The organism is Gloeocapsopsis sp. IPPAS B-1203 (genome assembly GCF_002749975.1).
Taxonomy (GTDB): Bacteria; Cyanobacteriota; Cyanobacteriia; order Cyanobacteriales; family Chroococcidiopsidaceae; genus Gloeocapsopsis.
In genome coordinates, this window is record NZ_PEIG01000009.1 from 225,440 (window position 1) to 248,788 (window position 23,349).

Below are 23,349 nucleotides of genomic sequence, written 5' to 3' on the forward strand. Positions count from 1 at the left end.
AGAGGTTATTAAACAGTAATTGCTAAAATGCAAAACCATTTTTCAAGCATAGCTTTGAGCGTGCTTGTCGCGGGTGGAATTATTAGTTGTGATGCTATATCGATTGCGGAAAGAATTTTACCTGAACAAATGTCACGCACACCATCATCTCCTGCATCAAGTTCTAGTTTTGCAACTTTGGAACAATCTATCCACAAGCAAATCAATGAATATCGGCGATCGCGCAACTTACCACCATTAACTCTCAATTCTCAAATTAGTGCCCAAGCACTAGCTCATAGTCAAGCAATGGCAAGTGGTAAAGTACCTTTTAGCCATGATGGTTTCGATCAGCGGGTTCAAATCATTCGCCGTAGCATACCATATCGTGCTGCTGCTGAAAATGTTGCATTTAACCAAGGCTATAGTAATCCAGACGTGCAAGCTGTCCAAGGTTGGATTAAAAGTGCAGGACATCGCGTTAACATCGAAGGTCATTATGATTTAACTGGTATCGGTATTAGTCGAAACTCTAAAGGCGAATATTACTTTACCCAGATTTTTATCCGCAGCCGCTAATATCAAAATCAATTATTCTTAATATTTCCTGAACCTTAATATGGAATTAACCGATTTTCAAGTTTGCGATCGCGACATCAGCGATGAAATCTTAGCGGAATACATGAATGCGGAGGCGATCGCCGTCGATACTGAAACAATGGGTTTATTACCCTGGCGCGATCGCTTGTGTCTTGTGCAACTGTGCGATCCTCAAGGGCGCGTAACCGCAATTCGGATTGCTAAAGGACAAGAATCTGCTCTAAACTTACAAACTTTAATGGAAGCAAGTAGCATTCTGAAAGTTTTTCACTTTGCACGGTTTGATATTGCTACTTTAAGTTATCATCTTGATATTCAGGTATCGCCCCTCTTTTGTACTAAAATTGCTAGTAAACTAGCCCGTACTTATACAAATCGACACGGACTAAAAGACTTAATCCAAGAACTAGAGCAAGTTGAACTCGATAAAAGCGCCCAAAGTTCTGATTGGGGAAACGCTGCTTCATTAAGCGAACAACAACTCCGCTACGCAGCCAACGATGTCCGCTATTTACTTTCTGCACAACAGAAACTCATTACAATGCTTGAGCGCGAAGACAGATTAGAGTTAGCACAAGCCTGTTTTGAGTGTTTGCCAACAATTGTCACGCTTGACTTACTACAATTCAAAGATATTTTTGAACACTAGTTCAGTAGGTGAGTAGCGGGTAATGGGTAATAGAGAGTTATGAATGTTGAGTGTTGAGTTATGAGTTAAGAAAACTCAAAGTTCAAAATTGTAATGCCTCCGGCACCTTTGTTCGCGAACAATTCAAAACGTGCTAAGGCACCGCTACGCTAACAAAACTCAAAACTTAAAACTATTAAGCAGTTACCAGCTCTTGAGTTATGTTTATTTTTACCCACTTACCTAAATAAAAGGAACCTTTTTAAGTTTTCTCAATCATTTGATAAAAATCGTTAACTTTGCTGTAATTAGCGAAGTTAATTGATACTCTAAGCGTGCAAAAACTTCTTATGGTAGAATTCAATGAGCAAACTTCTACTGACTTTCCTCTAATACGGTTCTAAGTTTACGACTATCTCAACTACTGCTGAACCTACTCAACAATCTGACGAAGTTCCGATTAATCTTGCTGCGAACTAGCTGGTTTTTGCACTGTAGCACTCGTTTGACCCCAGCCTAAACTGCGAAAATAAATGCTACCAACCGTCAATAAAAATGCGATGTACGCTACAGCTTGCACCAAAAATAGGTTTTGTCGATAGCCAAATAAAGCTTTGAGAATAATTCCAGGAAAGCGATTGTCAGGCAAAATCTGTGAAGTATCCCACACTCTTGGTCCTAAAATACAAGAAGGATTTCTGACAAACTGTTCGTGATAGAAACACAACGACTCTGAGGCAGGATTTATACTTGCAAGGGCAGCAACAGCAGCATCAAAATGCTTTAATGCAGATACCACTAAACCTGCAACAATTAACAGTAATAAAACCCCCATCACTTGAAAAAAGCGGCGGATATTAAACTTGACACCCCATTTAAATAGCATCACGCCAATCAAAACAGCACCAACTAAGCCGAATACTGCACCCAAAGCAGGGAATAAACCTTGTTGAAAATTAGCAGCAATAAAAATAACTGTTTCAAAGCCCTCACGAAGCACTGCAATAAAAATTAAGCTAAAAACTCCCCAACCCGCAGCTTGGTTGTGTTGCAAAGTGTCAGTTAGTGTCCCTTCAATATCTGCTTTGAGATGCTTCGCCTGCTGTGTCATCCAAATTAGCATCCAACTTAGCATGACAATTGCGATCGCGCTAAATACCCCTTCCATGAGGGGTTTAATGACAGGCGTATATTCAGGATTTGCGTTACTAATAACAGGAATAATCCAACTAAACAGCAAACCTACCAACGCACTCGCACCAATTCCCGCCCCCACGCCTGCATAAACCCAAGAATTCAATTGACTTTGCTGTGCTTTTTTGAGACACGCTAAGACAATTCCTACAACTAAAGCAGCTTCAACGCCTTCGCGCAGGGTAATCACAAAAGTTGGTAACGCAGCACTAATACTCATAAACGTTTTTTAGACAGCACTACCACTAAAGTCGCGCAACATCTTTTTAATTTCAATGTTGTGTAATTCTTCTTGTCCGATCATAGTGCGGGCAAATTCTTCTAAATAGATACTTGCATCGTTCACTGTTTCTAGAAGACTTTTATATAATTCCAAAGCTTTTTTTTCGTGATTCAAGCTTTCTTCTAAAATATCTCGCACCGTGTGCGTGTAAGTTTCTTCCATTGGCGCAATCCGCAAACTGGGGTGTCCTTCCAAGCCAGTCAGAATTTCCCCAACTTGTTGGGCGTGGAGTAGCGATTCGTTTGCTTGTGCTTTAAAAAAATCTACGATCGGAATTCGATTTGGTCCTGTAACCATGAGTGAATAGTGTGTATAACGCACTACACCCGCAAGTTCAAACTCCATAATGGTGTTTAGCAAGTGAATCGTTTTTTCTTGGTCAAGTTCTTTCATAAGTATTTTAAGTATGTATTGTTCTGAACGCGCTATTTTCTAGATTAGCGCTGTTGGTGTAACTTGTTTATTTTGCAAAACTTTCTCATTCTATCCTAAAAAATCTCAAGATTTACTTAAAACAAAAAGCAAGTAAGTCGATCAATAATGAGTGTTAGTTGATTTTTACTTGCAATAAACAGGTGAACAATGCGTTTTCATTTGCAGCAAAGGACGTGGGTAGCAGTCTTCGCAGGGATACTCTTGAGTGCGAGTGCTTGTCAAAATCAAACTTCAACAATAGCAAATACAAACTCCTCGAATACGACTTCAGCAGCGAGTGCTAGTAAATTTAGCGATCGCCAGATTGTCAGTGACTTTGCCGATCAAGTTGTGATTCCTACTAATCAGTTATTTGCTCAAAAAGCAGCACAACTATCAAAAGCAATTGACACTTTTGTGCAAGATCCCAACGAGCAAACGCTTGCAGCAGCACGGAATGCTTGGCGCGATGCGCGATCGCCCTGGGAACAGAGTGAAAGCTTTACCTTTGGACCAGCAGATTCTTTAGGATATGATGCAGCCTTAGATTCGTGGCCAGTCAATGAAACCGACTTAACGGCTGTACTGCAAAGTAATGACCCTTTGACTGTAGAAACAATTCAAAAGCGCCAAGATACAGAAAAAGGATTTCATGCGATCGAGTTTTTGCTCTTTGGTACAGAGAACAACAAACAAGTTAGTGATTTCAACCAACGAGAACTCGAATACTTACAAGCTTTAGGTAAAGACTTTAGCCGTGTGGCGAATGAACTAGTTGCTAGTTGGACAACAGGAGTGGAGGGTCAACCTGCGTACCGAGAAGTACTTGCTACTGCGGGTGAAAGTAGTAATAGCAACTATCCAACATTACCTTCTGGAGCAGCAGAAATTGTTCAAGGAACAATCGACAGCCTAGATGAAGTTGCTAATGAGAAGATCGGTGAACCATTAGCGCAAAAAGACACTAAATTACTCGAAAGTCGATTTAGCTTTCATACTCTTGAAGACTTAAAAAGCAACGTCAAAGGTGCAGAGAACGTTTATTTAGGTCGTTTCCCAGATGCTAATACCGATGGAAAAGGAATTAGTGATTTTATTGCCCAAGTTAATCCTGATTTAGATGCCAGAATTAAAAGTCAATTTCAGACATCAATGGCAGCATTAGAGAAAATTCCTGCACCTTTAGAAACTGCAATGGCTAATCCGCAAGCAGTACCACAAATTCAAGCCGCACAAACTGCAATTGATAGTCTTCAACAAACCATGAGACAGGAAGTTTTGCCCTTGGTACAGAACTAAGCTGTAACAGTATGAACTCCTCAGTGCATATTCACAGAAAACAACTAAAATTTTTGATAATTTTTGCTGTAGCGATCGCCGCAGGAATTGCTTTATCGATTTTCTGGGGTCAAAATTGGTCTTTACCGCGATCGCCAATGGCGGGAGGCGCAACAACAGTCATCAATCGCACTTCCCGTGGTTTTGAACAGCCAGCACCAAATTTAAGTGAAGCTGAATTACAAGATCATTTAGAAGGCGATCGAGCATTTGAAGCTGTTTTTGTCACACCGCCAGCGCCTGTTAATTCAGGATTAGGACCATTATTTAACAATGCTTCTTGTGCAGGTTGTCACATCCGTGATGGAAGAGGAATGCCTGTGAAAGGACAAATGCTTGTCCGAGTCAGTTTACCACCAGGATACCCTACAACTAGTGAAGAACAAGAGGTTATCTTTGAATCGCATCCTGAAGCATCAGTGACTTTAGGAAATGCACCACCTGTTCCAGGAATTGGTACGCAAATTCAGGATCAAGCTGTTTATGGTTATCAACCCGAAGCAGAAGTAGAAATTTCTTGGCAAAAGTCTTTTGGTAACTATGCAGATGGAACAACCTACGAACTGCGATCGCCTGTTGCTCGAATCACACTTCCTAACGGGAAACCTTTACCACCAGAAGTTTTAACCTCGCTGCGGATTCCTACACCAATATTTGGTCGCGGTTTACTCGAAGCGATCGTGGACGAAACCATCTTAGCTTTAGCTGATCCAGAAGATAGCAATAAAGATGGCATTTCTGGTCGTCCGAACATGGTATGGGATACAACTGCCCAAAAAGTAGTGTTAGGTCGTTTTGGGCATAAAGCTAATATTCCTGACCTCTTACAGCAATCTGCTTCTGCTTATGTCAATGATATGGGTGTGACTAATCCTTTATTTCCTGAAAAAGATGGCTCTAGTGATATTGACGATCGCACTCTCAATACAGCAACCTTTTATACGCAAACGCTAGCTGTTCCTGCTCGCACAATGGTAGACGATCCGATAGTCAAGCAGGGTGAAAAATTATTTAATCAAGCCAATTGTGCTGCGTGTCATGTGGCAGAATTACGTACTGCAAACTATGAAATTCCTGCTTTAGCACATCAAACAATCTACCCTTATAGCGATTTGTTATTACACGACATGGGAGCAGAATTAGCCGACCGTAGACCAGACTTTGCTGCAACCGGAACAGAATGGCGCACACCACCACTATGGGGTTTAGGCTTGACTCAAACTGCATTACCTTATTCTGGCTATCTTCATGATGGTCGGGCGCGGACATTAGCAGAAGCTATTTTATGGCATGGAGGAGAAGCAGCACAATCAAAAGAGATGTTTAAAAAGATGCCTCAAAGCGATCGCGATGCTTTAATTCGATTCTTAAATTCTCTGTAACTCACAAAAACTTCAACATCAGTAACTTGGAGGCTTAGCTAAATTCTTAAACTTAGTATATTGCGGATCGAATAATAGCTTTACCGTACCTGTAGGACCATTGCGGTGCTTCGCTGCAATAATTTCCGCAATACCGCGATCGGGAGTATCGTTATTGTAATAATCGTCGCGATAAATCATTAAAACTAAATCTGAATCTTGCTCTAGTGAACCTGATTCGCGTAAATCGGATAGTAGAGGTCGTTTGTTTGTTCGCGCTTCAACTTGACGACTCAACTGAGATAAAGCAATGATGGGAACCTTTAATTCTCTTGCTAAACCTTTAAGCGATCGCGTAATTCGCGATAATTCTTGAACGCGGTTATCACTACTACTGCCTTCCATGAGCTGTAAGTAATCAATTAAAATCAGCGCTAACTCTGTACCCTTCTCAGCTTGTAGGCGTCGTGCTTGCGATCGCATTTCCATCACCGTCATATTTGCGGTGTCGTCAATATAAATTGGTAATTCCGATAAATTTCCAAATGCGCGGCTTAGTTGTTCCCACTCGTTTTGGCTAATGCGTCCAGCCCGCATCCGATGACTTTCGATTCCTGCTTCACTTGCCAAAAGACGTTGCACCAATTGCTCTTTAGACATTTCTAAGCTAAAAACCGCAACTGATTGTTCATAACGAGCAGCAATATTTTTAGCAATATTCAATGCTAAAGCAGTTTTTCCCATTGCTGGGCGTCCTGCCAAAATTACCAAGTCAGAACGCTGGAAACCACCTGTAAGAGCATCCAGATCGTAAAAATCGCACAATATTCCTGGTAGAGTTTGCCCCTGATCGCGACTTTCAAGTTCCTGAAAAGTATCAATGAGCGTATCCGAAATCGAGACAAGACCTTGTTGCGGGCGTTCTTGCGTGATGCTGAAAACTTTTTGCTCAGCGCTGTCTAAAACTGTTGCCAACTCCACATCAGTTTGATAGCCTAGCTGGACAATTTCATTACCCGATTCGATCAACTTGCGCCGCAAGTATTTATCCATCACTAGCATTGCTAGCACGTCAATATTGACTGCTGATACAGTACGATCTACAAGTTGAGTTAATTTACTTCTCCCACCGATACGTGCAAGTAAATCGCGATCTGCTAACCACGCTGAAACACTTAAAAGATCCGTTGGTTTACCCTGATTGTGGAGTTTCAAGGCAGCTTCGTAAATTTCTCTGTGGGCGTTGATATAAAAAGCATCTTTAATCAAGCGATCGCTCACACGGCTAATCGCTTCAGGATCGAGTAGAATACCTCCTAGAATGGCTTCTTCTGCATCAACATTCTGTGGAGGTAAGCCACCTATATTATCTTGAAAACTCAGTTGTTGAGTCATATAGCAGTCAGAGGTCAGAGGTCAGAGGTTAGGGTTACGAGGAGGACAAATTTAAGGCAAGAAATTAGATACTGTATCTATTATCTATCTTTCCGCTTTCTATTATTGCCCTGGCTATGATTACACACCACATCTTTTAAGCCTAGTGACTCCCTTCGCGGCTGTAAAAACGAAGTCCACGGAGGTGGACTAATACCCTTTCAAGTTTAGATTGAATACAATTAAGCAGAGGTGCTTCAAGTGCAGGGGAGAAATTTTTTGTTCTCATTTAAGGATGCGAATCGTGCAGACCTGCGGTTCAAAAATCACCCTGACCTCTGACCCATGACTTCTTCATTCTGGTACGACCTGAATTTGGACTTCTGCTGTTACCTCTGGATGCAGCTTAATTTCAGCGGTGTAAGTTCCTGTTTGGCTAATGTCAGGTAAGGTAATTCCACGCCGATCTACCTCTTGACCAATGGCTTCTTGAACTAACGCTGCGACTTCGGGAGCAGTTACAGTACCAAAGATTGCATCTTTTTCGCCAACTTGCTTAGCAATAGTCAATTGCCCAACTTTGTCTAATGCTGCTTTTTGGGCTAAAGCTTGTTGCTTTAATTCTTCTTGACGTTGACGTTCTTTTTCACGCTTGCGTTCAGCTTGCTTGAGAATACCTGGAGTCGCCTGCACCGCTAAATTTTGGGGCAGCAAATAATTGCGAGCGTAGCCTGGTGCAACTTCAACTAAGTCTCCAGATCGTCCTAACTTACTAATATCCTGATTGAGAACTAATTGCACGCGTTTTGCCATGATTTTCCTGTCGTGATTTAATTGCTGTGGTGTCTTTGCAGTAGAAGGATGAAACTACTTTGTAAAAGGAGTCAGAATTTATAATCGTAACGAAATGCAGCAAGCGATCGCAACTATTTATCATACTGCGTGCAGTTAATTTGCAGCAATCTTGTTGATGCTGTGATTTATTCTAGAAAAAACTACTGGAAGTTAGAACTGATCTTTCATGCCGCGCAACCGTGCAAAAGTTTGCAATGGATCGTTACTTTGGACTGCTAACTGTAATTCTGGTTGATGCCAACGCAAAAAAGGATTAGTACGCTTTTCGATACTCAACATCGAAGGTATAGTAGCTGCAAAACGATTACGTGCTGCTTTGACAGTAGCAAAACGAGCTTGTAACTCAGGGTTTCCACCATCCACTGTCAGTGCAAACTGCAGGTTCTTTAAAGTGTATTCGTGAGCACACCACACTCGCGTATTATCCGGTAAAGCTCTTAATTTAGATAAAGAATCCATCATTTGGGCTGGAGTCCCTTCAAATAAGCGACCGCAACCTCCAGCAAATAAAGTATCACCACAAAACAAATCTCCAAGCGCCCCTGGTGTTTCTGGTGGAAAGTAGTAAGCAATGTGGGCGCGAGTGTGTCCAGGGACAAAAATGACTTCAGCAGTGCGATCGCCAAAGTAAACGCGATCGCCTTCTTTCAAAAAAACTTGTTGTCCAGGTATTCTGCCACGATCTTTCTCGCCACCATACACTGTGACATTACCAAAATGCTGCATCAACTTGCGATTACCACCCACATGGTCATTATGATGATGCGTATTAAAAATTGTCACTAGCTTTGCGCCTAGTTGCTCTAATTGCTGTAGTACTGGTTCCGCCTCTGCTGGGTCTACAACCGCAGCTATATTTTGCATGGGTTCATGCAGTAAAAAGATGTAATTATCATAAAGTGCTGAAATTCTGATGACTTCCATTGCTTGTAGTTCTATCACTCTTCCAATTAATAACGTAATAAAAATTATTTTTAACGAGAAAAAATACTTAATTAACAATTCAAAGCTTTTAGAGTTTATACCTAACACTAATGAATAAACCCAATAATAAGTGAAGATTATAGACGTGCCAAAAGTATTACTGTAATTTACTGAAATTATAGTGGTTTAAATATTAGTAGGTAACTAAAACTTGACTTAAATTCACTGCCCAGATATTCAATTTTCGTGACAAAAATGCTCATAACAAGCAATTCAGCAATGATGTTATTTTAATTTATGTACAAAACTTAGATGTAAATTGGTATTTAGTAGATAAAAAGAAAGCAGATTTAATTGCTGGTGAATTGTTCGTGGACTGTTTGGGCAAACTGAATAATCTGAGAAAAATTAGGTGTTGCAATGTAACTATCGATTCCTAACCACAATAGGTATTCAATATTGCCAGCAGGACCTAGCAACGGAGAAACGGTTAAGCCACGATATTGCCAATTTAGTTGTTGTGCAGCTTGTAACACCTGAAAAATTGCCTCAGCTTGTGCTTTGGGATCGCGGACTACGCCTTTTTTGCCAACTTGCGATCGCCCTACTTCAAATTGTGGTTTAACGAGCAAAACTGCTTCTCGCGGAGGCTGTAGTAACTCCCACAAAGCAGGTAGAATCTTTGTTAAAGAAATAAACGATACATCAACTACCGCAAAATCAGCAGCAGCGTCACCCTCTTTATATAATTGTTCTGGTTGCAGATAGCGTAAATTAGTTCGTTCTTTTAAAATGACACGCGAATCGTTGCGTAAACCCCAGTCAACTTGTCCGTAGCCAACATCGACACCATAAACGCGTTTTGCACCAGCTTGCAAAAGACAATCTGTAAAACCGCCAGTGGAGATTCCACCATCTAAGCAAACACGCCCAGCAACCGAAATCTCAAATTCAGTTAAAGCTTTGAAAAGCTTTTCTCCGCCGCGTGAAACGTAAGGCGATCGCTCTTTGATATGAATTGGTAATGTTGTCTCAACCTCAGTTCCAGGTTTGTCAATAATTTGTTGATTGACAAAAACTTCACCGGCGCGAATCAAACGTTGCGCTTGTTGTCTAGAGGAACAAAGTTCTAAGTCTACAAGTAGCGTATCAAGTCGTTGTTTAGCCAAGACAAAATTACAGAAGAAGGGGCGAGGGGTGAGGAGTGAGGGGAATAAAAATAATTCTTTAGAGGTGGATAAAAAAATCACTAAAAGAACAAAGAATTATGGCGAGATACATTGAGCCGAGGAGAATAATTCCTTGTTTCAATCCCATGCTTTTAAGCTACTGTTCCCTCACCTCTCTGAAATATAAGCTTTGTCTATTCTAATGCTTACAGACTGCTACCAAAGGTTACGGTAGATTTCCCCTTCCCACGTACTATTCCAGTTAGTCCCAAACGGAAATTGCTGCCAATCAGTCGTTTCATCGGGAGTCACACGAGTTAATGATATTAACTCAGATTGAATTTGCTCAATAAGATCCTGTTCCGCCGCCGTCAGATGCACGTCCGCAGATGGATTTGAGTTTTGCGCAGGATTGACCATCATGGCAACATCAAAAGACTTGCCATTGATTTTGACTCCAATATAGTCAAGATGTCAGTCTTCTTAGAAATTCTTTACTTTTGGATGAACGAGCGGCTAGTGGGAGTGTGGGAGAGATTTGATTATTATTGTTCTTTACTACCCATCTACCCGCCTACCCAACTACCCGCCTACCCTCTTACCCTTCTACTTCTTTCACCGATATCCCGCAGCTTGTAGCGAAAAAAGTCGGGCATAACGTCCTTCAGCTTGCAGTAACTCCTCGTGAGTTCCTTGTTCAATTAATTCTCCACCAGAAAGAACAACAATCTTATCTGCCATGCGGACAGTGGAGAAGCGATGCGAAATTAAAATTGCCATTTTATCTTTGCTGAGAGTGCGAAATCGTTGAAAAATTAACACTTCAGCTTCCGCGTCCATCGCTGCGGTGGGTTCATCTAAAACAAGAATATCTGCTTGTGTCCGCATGAAAGCCCGCGAAAGTGCAATTTTTTGCCATTGTCCGCCAGAGAGTTCTTGACCTCCTTTAAACCAACGCCCTAACTGGGTGTAGAATTTATCAGCCATTTGCTCGATAAAAGGTTGTGCCATGCCTTTATCTGCGGCAGTATGCCAGTGTGGTTCTTCAACCAAGTGTTGAACATCTCCAACACCAATGTTCTCACCAACAGTGAATTGATAGCGGACAAAATTTTGGAAAATCACGCCAATCCGCCGATGCAAAACTTCAATATCCCATTCTTGTAAATCTAAGCCATCAAGCAGAATTCGTCCTGAATCTGGAGAGTAAAGGCGCGTTAATAATTTAATTAAAGTCGTTTTTCCCGAACCATTTTCACCCACGATCGCCAGTTTTTCACCTGGTTTGAGATGCAACGATAAGTTTTTTACTGCAGGTTGCAAGCTTCCTGGATAGGTAAAAGTCACATTTTCAAACCGAATACCGTCTTGGGGAATAATTCCTTGAGTCGCATTACCGCCTGGTTGGGGAATGTCTTGTTCGAGAAACTCATAAAGATTAGACAAATACAACTGATCTTCGTACATTCCTCCTAAGGAAGTCAGTGCAGAAGAAAATGTTGTTTGTCCTTGGCGAAACACAACAAGATACATCGTCATATCACCAAGCGAAATTCGTCCGGCGATCGCTTCTATCACAATCCAAGCATACGCTGCATAAAATGCTGCACTACTCAGTAAACCCAAAGCGTAACCCCACACGCCTCGGCGTAGGGTTAAATTGCGATCTTCACGATAAAGGCGATTAAAAATATTGTGGTAGCGTTGTAGCAACATTGGTCCTAGTTGATACAGCTGCACCTCCATCGCAAAATCTTCACGCGCGATTAATGTTTCTAGATAATGCTGTTGTCGTGTTTCTGGTGCGCGCCAGCGAAATAAGCGAAAGGCTTCTCCGGCAAATTTTGTTTCAGCAACGAATGCAGGAATTGCAGTTAAAACGAGTGCTAACAAAGCCCACAGCGAAAATTGTAGTAGTAATCCACCGTATGTAATGAGTGAAAGACTATCTTGAACAATACCAAACGTACGACTAACAAGCGACAGCGGACGACTTGAGGCTTCACGCCGCGCCCGCGTCATCTTATCGTAAAATTCAGAATCTTCAAAATGGGCAAGATCGAGGGTTAAAGCCTTTTCTAGAATTAAAATATTAACTCTTTGCCCTAATAACACTCGTAATAGTGATTGACAGATACTCAATCCCCGTTGACTGCCTGCGAGTAAGGCAACTAATATGGCTTCTAGTGTTAAATAGCCTAAGGCGGCTCGATTACTTTCTAATCCTGACTGTGAGGCTACCACAACCGCATCAACAATTAATTTACCAATGTAGGCGATCGCCCCAGGAAGTAAACCTGCTGTTAAAGTGAATACTGCCAGAACCAATGTCAGGACATGGCTAGTCGTCCATACCAGTTCGATAGCCCGTCCACTATAACGAAATATTGCTAATATTTGTCGCAAGCTTTGCTGCAATGGGAGTGCGATTCCCTGCGAATAACTTTTCATCTACGATCCCATGCGGGAAACCCACTCCACTCTTTTTACTAACCCTAGCTACTTAACTCCCCTTTTGTTCGTGATATTCCGAGATTTGGTCGTAAATTTCCTCAGGAAACTGCAAATCTTTGTAAACGTTGCAAGCATCAGGATCGTCAGGATTGGGACAAATCGGAAAATCTTGCTGTTGTTGCCATTCCAATACTCGTTCGCGGCGTGGGGGGTTATAGTCTTTACCTTGTACTTGTTGATAAAGCGATCGCGCGTCTTCTTCACTAAAGTCGCGGTCTTTTTGCAGGTGTTCGATTAACTCTTTTTCGCTTAAAAAGTGCCGCGCTACCATCGCAAACACTAATCTACCGTAGTGACCAATATCCTTACCTGCATCTAAAGCATCTAGTAAATGCGCCATCATGTCGCTTTTGCGTAAATCTGCAATTGCCATATGTGATGTTCTCCCTGAATAATAAAGAGGTCAGGGGTCAGAGGTCAGAGATCAGGGTTGTACAGATAGAACCTAAACTGATTAGTAGTTTCCACAAAAGTAGATTTTTCCATGAATCCTGACTTCTAGCTCCTAGCCCCTCTTCATTCTACTTAAAGATAGTACACAAGTACTAAATTGATGAAACGGTATCGTGTAAAGGCGGACGCCAGCAAAGGTATGCAAGGGAACCAAATAAAGGAATAAGCGCAAACAACCAAAAAAGTTGTGAATCGCTAGAATAACCGCGACGCGCCATATCATCGCCAAGTACGGTAGGAAACAAGACAGTAAACACACAAAACGCTAAACTCATACCGTGAATAAAGCGATCGCCTAAAAACTGCTGGAAAAAATCTCCCCAATCGCCAGCAAATAAACCAAAAGCGACTAAACCAATGGTAAAGATCGTCACAGCGACACCAGTACTACGCGAGTCTAGCAACTGTAACCACGAATCTTTAGCACCAGTAAATTCTTGATTCGCTTCGCGTAACGCCAAGTATGGGATTAACCCAATCACACCTGTACCAAGTGACGCGAGTGCAAAAGCCCAAAACGGAATCTTCTGCATTCTGCCATCAAAAAACAAAAGGCAGCTATAAATGAATATCCAAACACCAATGAGCGAAAACAAAGATAAAATAACTGGATTTACCTTTGTCCACTGCAACGTCAGAATATTGATTAACAGTGTTAAGGTTTCTTGTAGATGCAATGGTGGTGCAAAAAACAGCACATAGATTATAAATGCTGCCCAAAGCACCCATAAAATAATTTTTCTACTCATAAGTAAGCGAGTGAAAACGAACATCACTAAAAGGCTGGTAATTGGTCATTGGTAATTGATAATTGGTCATAGTTCCGATTCATTACCTGTTACCCATTACCCAACAAAACTAAGCATGACAAATCCATCCTACATTTTTCTTGCGGGAGCCAGCCGTGGCGTCGGTCGAGAAATCGCGCATTGTTTGAGACAACAACAATTAAAGGTAAAAGCGTTACTACGCAGCGAGGCGACTCGTGCGGATCTAGAAGCAATGCAAATTGAGGTTGTTTTAGGCGACGCCTTGCGTGTCAGTGATGTAGAAAACGCAATGTTGTCAGAAGGAATTACAGCCGTTGTCAGCACAATTGGTGGTTTACCTAAAGATGGCGATCGCGCTGACTATTTAGGAAACAAAAATTTGATCGATGCAGCAGTCAAAGCCGGAGTTCAAAAATTTATTTTAATTTCCTCAATTGGTAGCGGTGATAGTGCGCAAGCTTTACCACCTCAAGCTTTGGCAACATTAGGGTCTGTATTAGCTGAGAAGGAAAAAGCTGAACAGCATTTGATTAACAGTGGACTCATTTATACAATCATTCGACCAGGTGGTTTGAAATCAGAACCCGCAACAAATAATGGCATTCTTACCGAAGATCCGCGAGTTGCTGGGACAATTCACCGCGCTGATGTCGCCCAACTTGTCTGTCGCTGTCTCAATTCGGAAAAGGCGAATAATAAAATTCTCTCCGCCGTCGATCGCCAAATGATGTACGGTCAACCTGATTTTGTTGCATTTGATGTCAGCTGAGCGATTGAAATCACCGCTACACAAACGAAACCTATCTTCATAGGTTTTTCTAACGTTACCTCTAGTGCCGATCTTGCAGTATGATAAATTTTAAGATTGTTTTACAGAATGCTTAATACACGGCTATGGAAATCTTGACACTCGGTTGGGTTACACTGCTTGTTACCTTCACATGGTCAATTGCAATGGTAGTTTGGGGTCGTAACGGACTGTAAAAGCTCAAGTGGAAACGACAACAGCACTTAATGTTCTTGTTTTAATTGCCTTTGGGTTACTGACTGCAGTAACCGGAGGTGTTTTGTACTTAACAGCAGCAGATTGGCGCGATCGCCGTCGTCAAGACAAAGAAAACCGCGAAAACCGCATTCAAGGTAAATACAAACGCAAAAAGGGGTAAGGCAATGCCTTACCCTCTTGACACAATTGTAATTTTATGCGCTTTGAGCGCCTGGTTGCCCATTTTCCACAATGAAGGATGCTAGCGTACTTGCTGGAGCTTGCGGATCGAGAATCGTCGAAACAACTCGATAATCGCTACGCCATTGTTTGGGTGTCAGTTGACAGCGAACGTAACCGCGAAAAGCACCGTCGAAAAATTTGGTATGTGGGTTGTTTGCTAAAGCTGCAGTAACTGGGGCGATAAACTGCGCGGGAAAATCAGAGGAAATTGAAGTTCCAACAAACTCTGTACCAATGGTAGGCGAAGCAGGATTGTTAAAGTCGGCTTTGAGATCGTGTACCCAGTTTGAATGAATATCACCTGTAATCACAACAGGGTTAGCTACTTCTTTGCGTTGTTGGATGAAGTTAAATAGGCGATCGCGTGCTGCAACATAACCATCCCACTGATCGAGGTTAAACACCTCACTGTCTGAACGCGCATCAAAATCAAATTGAGCCATCATTGTTTGTTGGGCTATGACATTCCAACGCGCTTGCGATCGCTCTAATCCTCTAAATAACCAACGTTCTTGCTCTTTGCCTGTCATCGTCGCATTTTCAGCCAAAGCTTCCGCACACCGAGGTTTTAATCCATCATCACACGGTTGATTGGTGCGATACTGACGAGTATCCAATACAAAAAACTCAGCTAAGTCCCCAAAAGTCAAACGTCGATAAAGTTGCAGATTTGGACCCTTGGGTAAGGAAGATAAACGCAATGGCATATGCTCGTAGTAAGCTTGATAAGCGTTTGCACGGCGCTTAATAAATTCCTCTCGTGTTTGATTGTCTTCAGGAATTAAGTTGGCATAATTATTATCAACTTCGTGGTCGTCCCAGGTGACAATCCAAGGAAATTTTGCATGAACTGCTTGTAAATGAAATCCAGTTTTGTACAAAGCATGGCGGTTGCGGTAGTCAGCAAGACTAACAATTTCAGGGCTATTGTGTTGACGTGGCTTGCTGAAATCAGGTCCGTATTCGTAAATATAATCGCCAAGATGGATGACAAAATCGAGTTCTTCCTGCGCCATATTGCGGTAGGCAGAATAAAAGCCATTTTGCCAGTCTTGACACGAAGCAAATGCAAAAGTTAGTTGTTGTAAGCGTTCGCCTTGTGCGGGTGCAGTGCGCGTTCTCCCGATGCGACTTGTGTCATTACCCGCTTTGAATTGATACCAATACCAGCGATTTGGTTCTAATCCTTGAACTTCTACATGAACTGAATGGGCAAGTTCAGGAGTCGCGATCGCCGTTCCTTTCTGAACCACTTGCTGCATTTTGGGATCTCGTGCTACTTGCCAGCGCACTTCAATATTCTGCCTTGGCATTCCCCCACCGTTGAGTGGTTGAGGTGCTAACCGCGTCCAAATCACAAAACCATCGGGTAATGGTTCTCCTGAAGCGACACCAAGTTTAAATGGATAATCAGAAAATCTTGGTTGAGCAACAACTCGCCGCGAAAATTGACTTGCGATCGCCAAACTTGTTAATGCACTCACACCCATCAGCAAGCGCCGCCGCTGCATCTGAGTCACCAGCAAACGCTCCACATCCCAGCGAGCCATATTAATTCCTCTAGATATCTTCTTTAAAGTCAGGCAACTTAGAAAAATCAAAGATTTAATCAAGTAACCAATCTTTTTTTGAGTAAAAGACTCTTATGCAAGATATCAATTGATAATTAACTGCTGTTCAAGCTAGCGTTAAACTTCTTTTAAGCTAAAATGTTTTTGAAAATAATTTCAACATAGCTTTAATTTCAATATTTTATTGAGATTGTCCGCTGTTTTTATAGAAGTTATTAACTATGAAACCAAAAGAGATTTATTACTATTTCTCAGTTTATGAAATTAGAGCATAGTGAATTTGCTTTATATATCGATGATTCAGGTAGCCCTAAGCCTGATCCCAAAGATCAATATCCTTTTTTTGGCATGGGTGGTGTTCTCATAAGTAGAGGTCATGAACCGATTATTGAAACGTTAGTATTAGGCTTTAAACAACGCTGGAATATTCCTCTAGATACACCTTTACATGGAAGCGAAATACGTTCTAAAAAGGATAGGTATGATTGGCTAGGAAATCTTTCAAAAGCAGATCAACAAAAGTTTATGGAGGATGTAACTCACACAATAGTTGCTTGCCCAATTATTGTTCATGCTTGTGTTATATCTCGTCATGGTTATCTAAAACGATACTTAGAAAAGTATGGCGAGGATACATGGGAAATGATGAAAAGTGCATTCACTATTTTAGTAGAACGTGCAGCTAAGTATGTAGCTACTAAAAATGGTACATTAATGGTTTATTTTGAAGCTGCCGGAAAAAAAGAAGATAGACTAATCAAATCTTACTTTAATGAACTGCGCTCTGTAGGACACCCTTTTGATACTGTTCGAGCTAATAAATATTCTCCTCTATCTGCTAACGACTTTTCATCTCTACTACGCGGGATCGATAGCAAGAAAAAGAAAAATTCAGTGATGCAAATTGCTGACTTATGTTTGTACCCTGTTGTTATTAGTAAAAACAAGCCAAACAATCAAGCATTTTTAAGCCTTAAAAAGGCTAATTTACTAGTAGATTGTGATTTAGAGCCTAATCTTGTAGATAGTTTAGGAATTAAATATTACTGCTTTGACAATAACCCCTAAAAACAACAAAACCGCCTTTTTAGCGGTAATGGTGCGGCGGTCTACGACCACCCCTAGGCTGTGCCTATTTTTAAGGCTACCTTTTAATCATTTTTTTGTCAACTATGGCTAGCCTATCATTTAGTAACAATTATAAGTAATTATACTTAAAAAAGAACTTGCCTCAAGAGCACTAATCCCTCAAAGCAAGCTTGTCAATTTGTCAGTTGTAATTGAGATAGCTTTTTATAACTGCTTTACCTCAGAAACCAACTTGCCTACGACATCTTTAGCGCTACCAAAGAGCATCATAGTTTTATCTTTGTAGAACAGATCGTTATCTACCCCAGCAAAGCCAGTACTCATACCCCGCTTAATTACAATTGTGTGCTTAGCGCGATCTACTTCTAAAATTGGCATTCCATAAATGGGGCTAGCAGCATCGCTACGGGCTGCGGGATTAACAACATCATTTGCGCCAATTACCAACGCGACATCTGTTTGCTCAAATTGGGGATTAATATCCTCCATATCATGCAACTGTGGATACGGAACATTCGCTTCTGCAAGTAACACATTCATGTGCCCTGGCATTCTTCCAGCAACAGGGTGAATGGCATACTTGACATCGACACCCATTTTTTCAAGTTGATCTGCTAATTCGCGAACACTGTGCTGTGCTTGCGCTACTGCCATCCCATATCCAGGAACAATCACGACTGAACGCGCATAACCCAACATCATTGCGCCTTCTTCGGGATCAATGCTGTGGACAGTTTTATCTTCTGTCCCACTACCGCCAGCAACTCCAGCTTTACCAAACGAGCCAAACAACACGCTAACTAATGAGCGGTTCATTGCTTTGCACATGATCTGCGTCAAAATTAACCCAGATGCACCTACCAAAGCACCTGCAATAATTAGCATATTGTTCATGACGACAAAACCAGCAGCACTCGCCGCTAAACCTGACAACGAGTTCAACAGCGAAATCACGACAGGCATATCGCCACCACCAATTGGTAGGACAAATAATACGCCGAGGAGTAGGGAAACGCCCACTACTGCCAAGAATATTGGTAAATTTTCGGGGGCAAATAATAAATATCCGCTACCAACAACAAAACCACCTAAAAGTAAGGCATTAATCGGTTGCTGTAAAGGAAATGTCACAGGGGAACCGCTGATTAAACCTTGCAGCTTGGCAAAGGCAATCATACTGCCAGTAAAGGTGACACCACCAATAAAGACATCCAACAGCATGGAAATATTGGCATCGAGGGGAATCGCTTGAGAATTTCCCATTAATCGCCAAAACTCTGCCACTGCTACCAGTGCCGAAGCCGCACCACCAAGTCCGTTCAATAAGCCCACCATCTGCGGCATTGCCGTCATGGCAACTTTTTGCGCAGCGATCGCACCAATCAACGAACCAACCGCTAACCCAATTAGAATCATTTCATAGCTCAGCACTTGGCGATCGAGCAACGTTGCGACGACAGCAAGCAACATCCCGACTGCTGCTAAGAAATTACCTTGCCGTGCAGTAGCAGGCGAACCTAATTTTTTTAAACCAACAATAAATAACGAAGCAGCGACTAAATAAGTTAACTGAATTCCAGTTGGTAGAAAGTCACTCACGCTTTCACCTCTTTTTTCTTAAACATTTGCAACATCCGATCTGTCACCAAGAAACCACCTACAACGTTAATGGTCGCTAGTACGACGGCAATTAACCCTAAAATGACAGATACCTGTCCCTCATTAGCACCCGAAACTAGAATTGCGCCGATAACCGCAATGCCGGAAATCGCATTCGCACCAGACATTAAAGGCGTATGTAATGTTGGCGGGACTTTATTGATGACCTCAAATCCTGTAAAAGATGCCAAAACAAATACAAACAAAGCAGCAAGTAATGCTTCTGTCATTGAAAAATCTCCATTTCTTAGTAGGTAATTGGTAATGGGTGATTGGTAATTGCTTTGATCGCCCATCACCACTTAACCAGCCGTGGCACTACTGAAAGTTGCCAAAGCCTCTTTGACTCGTTGATTGCGAATTTCACCTGCGTGTGTAATGCAAGCAGCACTGACAATATCGTCATCAAAATTCACGTCTAAGTTGCCATCTTTAATCAGCAATTGGACAAGTGAAAAAAGGTTTTTTGCATACAGTTGACTCGCGTGAACTGGCATTGACGAAGGTAGATTAATTGGTCCAATAATTGTTACACCATTGCGTTGCACGTCTTTACCTGGTTCGGTACAAGCACAGTTTCCACCTTGTTCAGCAGCAATATCGACAATAACTGAACCTGGTTTCATTCGAGCTACCATTTCTTCAGTAACAAGTAGCGGTGCTTTTTTACCAGGAACTTGTGCCGTTGTAATAACTACGTCAGATTGCTTGATGTGTTCGGCAACAACTTCTTGCGTACGTTGCTTTGCAGCTTCCGAAACTTCTTTAGCGTATCCACCATCGGCAACGGTATCTTCATTAAGTTGGACTTCAACAAATTTAGCGCCCAAGCTTTGAACTTCTTCTTTGACTGCGGGGCGAATATCAAAGGCTTCTACTACAGCGCCTAGGCGTCTTGCAGTGGCGATCGCTTGTAATCCAGCGACTCCTGCACCCATGATAAATACTTTAGCTGGAGCGATTGTTCCCGCCGCAGTCGTCAGCATGGGAAAGTATTTTGGCAGTGCTGCGGCAGCAATTAACACGGCTTTGTATCCCGCAATCGATGCTTGTGATGATAAAGCATCCATACTTTGCGCTCTCGTTGTGCGCGGGATCATTTCCATACTCAGCGCTGTAATCTGTCGCTGTGCTAAACGCTGGGCGATCTCAGGTTCACCTAATGGATTTAAAAAGCTAATTAAAACTGCGCCTTCACGCAATAAATCTACTTCCAAACGTCCGTCTTCGCGCTCTCTAGGTATCCCTACTTTGAGCAGGATATCAGCTTCACGCCACAAGGCATCTGTATCAGTTATGATTTTTGCCCCTGCTGTTTCGTAGTCTGTATCCGTAAAAAAGGAACTTTCTCCGGCACCTGCTTCTACCCAGATTTCGATTCCCTTCTTAACTAGTCGAGCAACTGTATCTGGAATTAAGGCAACACGACGCTCACCAACTTCAATTTCTTTTGCAACTGCTAATTTCATTCAATCTCCTTCTTGATAATCCCAATCACGCAATTCAAAACTATGTGTGTTACTAGCTCCCTCTATAGCCAATTGAAAGCTCCTTACTCCTCCTCAGTTTTGCATGGACAAGGCAAAGCAGCGTGTTATCCGCTTTGTTGCTATCGGAGGCTTCATTGTGGCAATTGCAATTTAATACTTTTCAAAACTTACTTATACTTAATTCTGCACATCTTATTGCGATCCCCAAATGTTAAATTCTATCTTTAGCTTCTTTTATAAATTGAGCTACAAAAAATAGCCTATATGTTACACGTAGTAACATTGACTTTCTTCGTCATACAGAAAGCATATTTAACAATTTTGGGAAATGTCTTGATGAATGTAGCTTACCTGATAGGCACTTGTGTGGCAAAATGTCTCAACTTTTATAACGAAAACCCAAGATATAGACACACTGGTACACATTTATCAACAAAGTCAAGCAAATTACCTAAGATGAGAGTAACTCAAACTGAGCCTGCTCTGCTTCTTTGGTCTAAGATATGCTCAACAAAATCTTAAGAAAATGGCACTTTTTTCAACTACAGCACGTCCAACCTCACAGGAGCGAGGAGCGATGAGTAAGGAGTTCTCTCACCCCTTAACAGGCATTTAGCGGCTGGAATTGCGATTTGTGTGTCGGGCTACTTCCTCTCCACACAATTTTTAGCTTCTCCATACCATTAGTGCTAGAGCCTTAAACTTGATTTACACGAGATTCTTTTCTGCCCTCGTCTCTCATCCCTAGCTCCTCGCCCCTTTCTGGTAAAGTTTAGTAAAAACACCTAGTAATTTTTTAGGTATACAGACCGATGGTAGCCACAAAAGTATCTATGCGTCGCGTAATTTCTGCTTTAGCTGTTAGTGGTTGTTTGATTGCTGCATTTCCTGTCATTTCTACCGCCCAGTCTTTACCTGGTTTTACAATATTTAGCGGTGTAAAACGCGAAAATCAGTTGCCTTTTCGCTTGGATTTTGGTGGGCAAGCTAATGGTTGGGATCGGTACCGCTTGCGCATTCCAGGAAATAGGCTGAATTTAGCTGCTGCTCAATTTACAGTTTCCTATCCAGATAACTATCGAGGCAAATTTGATCCAGATAAAATTGAAGTACGTGTAAGAGGCAAAAGCGTACCCCTGCAAGAAGTGAGATGGGACCAAGAAAACCGTGTAGTAGAAATCTTTCCTGCCGAACCTGTACCAGCTAACTCGCGTACTGAAATAGTATTTTCTAATGTTAGAAATCCTACCTTTGGCGGGATGTACTATTTCAATTGCCAGATTCAATCTCCTGGTGATGTACCCCTACTGCGCTATGTAGGAACGTGGATTCTGAGTATTAGTTGAGCTAGCAGTTAGTCTATCTTCCTGAGAAGCTGCTATTCAAGTCAATCAGTTGCAAGTTTGGTGATACAATAAGAGATTGTGATTTTTTGAAACAGCTGAGTAAGGAAGAAAACCCATGAAGCGCACTCTAGAAGGAACCAACCGCAAAAGAAAAAGAACATCTGGCTTTCGCGCTCGCATGCGGACTCCAGATGGACAAAACGTGATTAAAGCTCGCAGAAAAAAAGGACGTCATCGGTTAACCGTTTAGCGTTGAGACATTCAAAAATCAACGAGACGTAGTGCATAGCTCAAATAGACTTCAAAGTCGGTACGATTTCCGAGCAGTGTTTCGAGAAGGTATCCGCTGTCATGGATCTCATCTCACACTGAGAGCCTTACACAAAAAAGCTAAACCGATTGTTAATAATTCCAAGGTGGAGCCAGAAAACTTTGAGTTAGTGCCAACTAAAATTGGCATTTCGATTAGTACAAAGGTGAGTAAACGGGCTGTAGTGCGCAATCGGATCAAGCGTCAGATCCGAGCAGCTTTTCGCAGTTTGTTACCTCAGATATCGCCTGGATGGCTATTAGTGGTTATCGTAAAACCTTCAGTTGTGCAAGCTAAGTGCGATTACGATCAATTTCTGCAAGAATTAGAGCAGTTGTTGAAAGAAGCTGAGGTAATCGATGGGCATTCGTGAAGAAGTGTTTTTTGAAGGTGGACCGCATACTGGAGACCTTATTATTAACTTGCTAATTGGATTAACGCTAATCGGTTTACCACTGAGTGTTGGCGCAATTGTCAGAGCCTTGTGGTTACGCTATCGCGTTACAAATCGTAGAATTACAGTAACAGGAGGATGGCAAGGGCGCGATCGCACTGATATTATCTACGCAGAAATTGTCAAGATTGTAAAAGTTCCTCGTGGTCTTGGCATGTGGGGAGATATGGTTCTTACACTTAGAGATGGTAGTCGCTTGGAACTACGTGCAGTTCCAAAGTTTCGCGAGATTTACGACTATATCAACGAGCAAGTAGCTGCCAAGAAAGTTGGTGCAACATCATAGTCTGATAACGATATGAGGGCAGGCTTCTGGTTTTACTATGAAATGCTAGAGCCAGTGCTT

General features: G+C 41.9%; 26 protein-coding genes. 12 read left to right on the forward strand and 14 right to left on the reverse strand.

Translation table 11 applies throughout. From position 1 onward, the window contains the following. Positions 1-27: 27 nt before the first annotated feature. Positions 28-558, forward strand: a complete 531-nt coding sequence (locus tag CSQ79_RS17285; RefSeq protein ID WP_099702396.1) for a CAP domain-containing protein — start codon at positions 28-30, stop codon at positions 556-558. Between the two features lie 40 nt (positions 559-598). Further along, entirely contained in the window at positions 599-1,228 is a 630-nt protein-coding gene (locus tag CSQ79_RS17290; RefSeq protein ID WP_099702397.1) for a ribonuclease D, read from the forward strand. 439 nt (positions 1,229-1,667) lie between these two features. Here CSQ79_RS17290 and CSQ79_RS17295 read toward each other — a convergent pair whose 3' ends face one another. Beyond that, positions 1,668-2,621 carry an FTR1 family iron permease gene (locus tag CSQ79_RS17295; RefSeq protein WP_099702398.1) on the reverse strand — a complete coding sequence of 318 codons (954 nt, stop codon included), beginning with the start codon at positions 2,619-2,621 and terminating at the stop codon, positions 1,668-1,670. 9 nt (positions 2,622-2,630) lie between these two features. Continuing rightward, positions 2,631-3,077: a ferritin-like domain-containing protein gene (locus tag CSQ79_RS17300; RefSeq protein ID WP_099702399.1), complete on the reverse strand. Its 447-nt coding sequence runs from the start codon at positions 3,075-3,077 to the stop codon at positions 2,631-2,633. 189 nt (positions 3,078-3,266) lie between these two features. Here CSQ79_RS17300 and CSQ79_RS17305 point away from each other — a divergent pair, with 189 nt between their 5' ends. Both CSQ79_RS17305 and CSQ79_RS17310 read left to right on the forward strand, forming a co-directional pair. Beyond that, on the forward strand, positions 3,267-4,397 hold the full coding sequence (locus CSQ79_RS17305) for an imelysin family protein (protein ID WP_099702400.1): 1,131 nt from the start codon (positions 3,267-3,269) through the stop codon (positions 4,395-4,397). 53 nt (positions 4,398-4,450) lie between these two features. Next, complete coding sequence (locus CSQ79_RS17310) at positions 4,451-5,818, forward strand: di-heme oxidoreductase family protein (RefSeq protein ID WP_289501254.1); 1,368 nt, start codon at positions 4,451-4,453, stop codon at positions 5,816-5,818. 18 nt (positions 5,819-5,836) lie between these two features. Here the strand turns inward: CSQ79_RS17310 and dnaB are convergent, their stop codons facing one another. The 8 genes from dnaB to CSQ79_RS17350 all read right to left on the reverse strand — a co-directional run bounded on the left by dnaB (position 5,837) and on the right by CSQ79_RS17350 (position 13,835). Beyond that, a complete protein-coding gene (gene dnaB, locus CSQ79_RS17315) occupies positions 5,837-7,192 on the reverse strand; it encodes a replicative DNA helicase (protein ID WP_099702402.1) in 1,356 nt (451 codons plus the stop codon). A 333-nt stretch (positions 7,193-7,525) separates the two neighbouring features. Beyond that, positions 7,526-7,984, reverse strand: a complete 459-nt coding sequence (gene rplI, locus CSQ79_RS17320) for a 50S ribosomal protein L9 (RefSeq protein WP_099702403.1) — start codon at positions 7,982-7,984, stop codon at positions 7,526-7,528. 192 nt (positions 7,985-8,176) lie between these two features. Beyond that, complete coding sequence (gloB, locus tag CSQ79_RS17325; RefSeq protein ID WP_099702404.1) at positions 8,177-8,950, reverse strand: hydroxyacylglutathione hydrolase; 774 nt, start codon at positions 8,948-8,950, stop codon at positions 8,177-8,179. A gap of 350 nt (positions 8,951-9,300) precedes the next feature. Further along, positions 9,301-10,119, reverse strand: coding sequence for a TlyA family RNA methyltransferase (locus CSQ79_RS17330; protein WP_099702405.1), 819 nt, complete (start codon positions 10,117-10,119; stop codon positions 9,301-9,303). Between the two features lie 216 nt (positions 10,120-10,335). Continuing rightward, complete coding sequence (locus CSQ79_RS17335; RefSeq protein ID WP_099702406.1) at positions 10,336-10,542, reverse strand: hypothetical protein; 207 nt, start codon at positions 10,540-10,542, stop codon at positions 10,336-10,338. 192 nt (positions 10,543-10,734) lie between these two features. Next, a complete protein-coding gene (locus CSQ79_RS17340) occupies positions 10,735-12,570 on the reverse strand; it encodes an ABC transporter ATP-binding protein (RefSeq protein ID WP_099702407.1) in 1,836 nt (611 codons plus the stop codon). Positions 12,571-12,622: 52 nt separating this feature from the next. Beyond that, positions 12,623-13,006, reverse strand: a complete 384-nt coding sequence (locus CSQ79_RS17345) for a hypothetical protein (RefSeq protein WP_099702408.1) — start codon at positions 13,004-13,006, stop codon at positions 12,623-12,625. Positions 13,007-13,178: 172 nt separating this feature from the next. Further along, positions 13,179-13,835 (reverse strand): hypothetical protein, encoded by a 657-nt coding sequence (locus tag CSQ79_RS17350; RefSeq protein ID WP_099702409.1) that lies wholly within the window; start codon positions 13,833-13,835, stop codon positions 13,179-13,181. A gap of 115 nt (positions 13,836-13,950) precedes the next feature. Here CSQ79_RS17350 and CSQ79_RS17355 point away from each other — a divergent pair, with 115 nt between their 5' ends. The 3 genes from CSQ79_RS17355 (at position 13,951) to CSQ79_RS27980 (ending at position 15,022) form a co-directional block, all read left to right on the forward strand. Beyond that, positions 13,951-14,625 carry an SDR family oxidoreductase gene (locus CSQ79_RS17355; RefSeq protein ID WP_099702410.1) on the forward strand — a complete coding sequence of 225 codons (675 nt, stop codon included), beginning with the start codon at positions 13,951-13,953 and terminating at the stop codon, positions 14,623-14,625. 125 nt (positions 14,626-14,750) lie between these two features. Further along, positions 14,751-14,840: a cytochrome b6-f complex subunit PetN gene (gene petN / locus CSQ79_RS17360; protein WP_015189376.1), complete on the forward strand. Its 90-nt coding sequence runs from the start codon at positions 14,751-14,753 to the stop codon at positions 14,838-14,840. Between the two features lie 8 nt (positions 14,841-14,848). After that, positions 14,849-15,022 (forward strand): hypothetical protein, encoded by a 174-nt coding sequence (locus tag CSQ79_RS27980; protein WP_099702411.1) that lies wholly within the window; start codon positions 14,849-14,851, stop codon positions 15,020-15,022. 34 nt (positions 15,023-15,056) lie between these two features. Here CSQ79_RS27980 and CSQ79_RS17370 read toward each other — a convergent pair whose 3' ends face one another. After that, entirely contained in the window at positions 15,057-16,634 is a 1,578-nt protein-coding gene (locus CSQ79_RS17370; protein ID WP_099702412.1) for an alkaline phosphatase D family protein, read from the reverse strand. A 279-nt stretch (positions 16,635-16,913) separates the two neighbouring features. Here CSQ79_RS17370 and CSQ79_RS17375 point away from each other — a divergent pair, with 279 nt between their 5' ends. Then, the gene (locus CSQ79_RS17375) at positions 16,914-17,723 is read left to right on the forward strand and encodes a DUF3800 domain-containing protein (RefSeq protein ID WP_099702413.1); all 810 of its coding nucleotides are present in this window, start codon (positions 16,914-16,916) and stop codon (positions 17,721-17,723) included. 225 nt (positions 17,724-17,948) lie between these two features. Here CSQ79_RS17375 and CSQ79_RS17380 read toward each other — a convergent pair whose 3' ends face one another. The 3 genes from CSQ79_RS17380 to CSQ79_RS17390 form a co-directional block, all read right to left on the reverse strand. After that, a complete protein-coding gene (locus tag CSQ79_RS17380; protein ID WP_099702414.1) occupies positions 17,949-19,343 on the reverse strand; it encodes an NAD(P)(+) transhydrogenase (Re/Si-specific) subunit beta in 1,395 nt (464 codons plus the stop codon). After that, positions 19,340-19,633 carry an NAD(P) transhydrogenase subunit alpha part 2 gene (locus CSQ79_RS17385; RefSeq protein ID WP_099702440.1) on the reverse strand — a complete coding sequence of 98 codons (294 nt, stop codon included), beginning with the start codon at positions 19,631-19,633 and terminating at the stop codon, positions 19,340-19,342. The genes CSQ79_RS17380 and CSQ79_RS17385 overlap by 4 nt, the downstream gene beginning before the upstream one ends. A 72-nt stretch (positions 19,634-19,705) precedes the next feature. Further along, positions 19,706-20,872 (reverse strand): Re/Si-specific NAD(P)(+) transhydrogenase subunit alpha, encoded by a 1,167-nt coding sequence (locus tag CSQ79_RS17390; RefSeq protein WP_099702415.1) that lies wholly within the window; start codon positions 20,870-20,872, stop codon positions 19,706-19,708. A gap of 854 nt (positions 20,873-21,726) precedes the next feature. On the opposite strand from CSQ79_RS17390, the gene CSQ79_RS17395 reads away from it, so the two are divergent. The 4 genes from CSQ79_RS17395 (at position 21,727) to CSQ79_RS17410 (ending at position 23,289) form a co-directional block, all read left to right on the forward strand. Continuing rightward, entirely contained in the window at positions 21,727-22,239 is a 513-nt protein-coding gene (locus CSQ79_RS17395; protein ID WP_099702441.1) for a DUF2808 domain-containing protein, read from the forward strand. A 115-nt stretch (positions 22,240-22,354) separates the two neighbouring features. Further along, positions 22,355-22,489 (forward strand): 50S ribosomal protein L34, encoded by a 135-nt coding sequence (gene rpmH, locus CSQ79_RS17400; protein ID WP_099702416.1) that lies wholly within the window; start codon positions 22,355-22,357, stop codon positions 22,487-22,489. A 31-nt stretch (positions 22,490-22,520) separates the two neighbouring features. Next, positions 22,521-22,922: a ribonuclease P protein component gene (gene rnpA / locus CSQ79_RS17405; protein WP_099702417.1), complete on the forward strand. Its 402-nt coding sequence runs from the start codon at positions 22,521-22,523 to the stop codon at positions 22,920-22,922. Continuing rightward, positions 22,909-23,289 carry a PH domain-containing protein gene (locus tag CSQ79_RS17410; RefSeq protein WP_099702418.1) on the forward strand — a complete coding sequence of 127 codons (381 nt, stop codon included), beginning with the start codon at positions 22,909-22,911 and terminating at the stop codon, positions 23,287-23,289. The genes rnpA and CSQ79_RS17410 overlap by 14 nt, the downstream gene beginning before the upstream one ends. Positions 23,290-23,349: the final 60 nt, after the last annotated feature.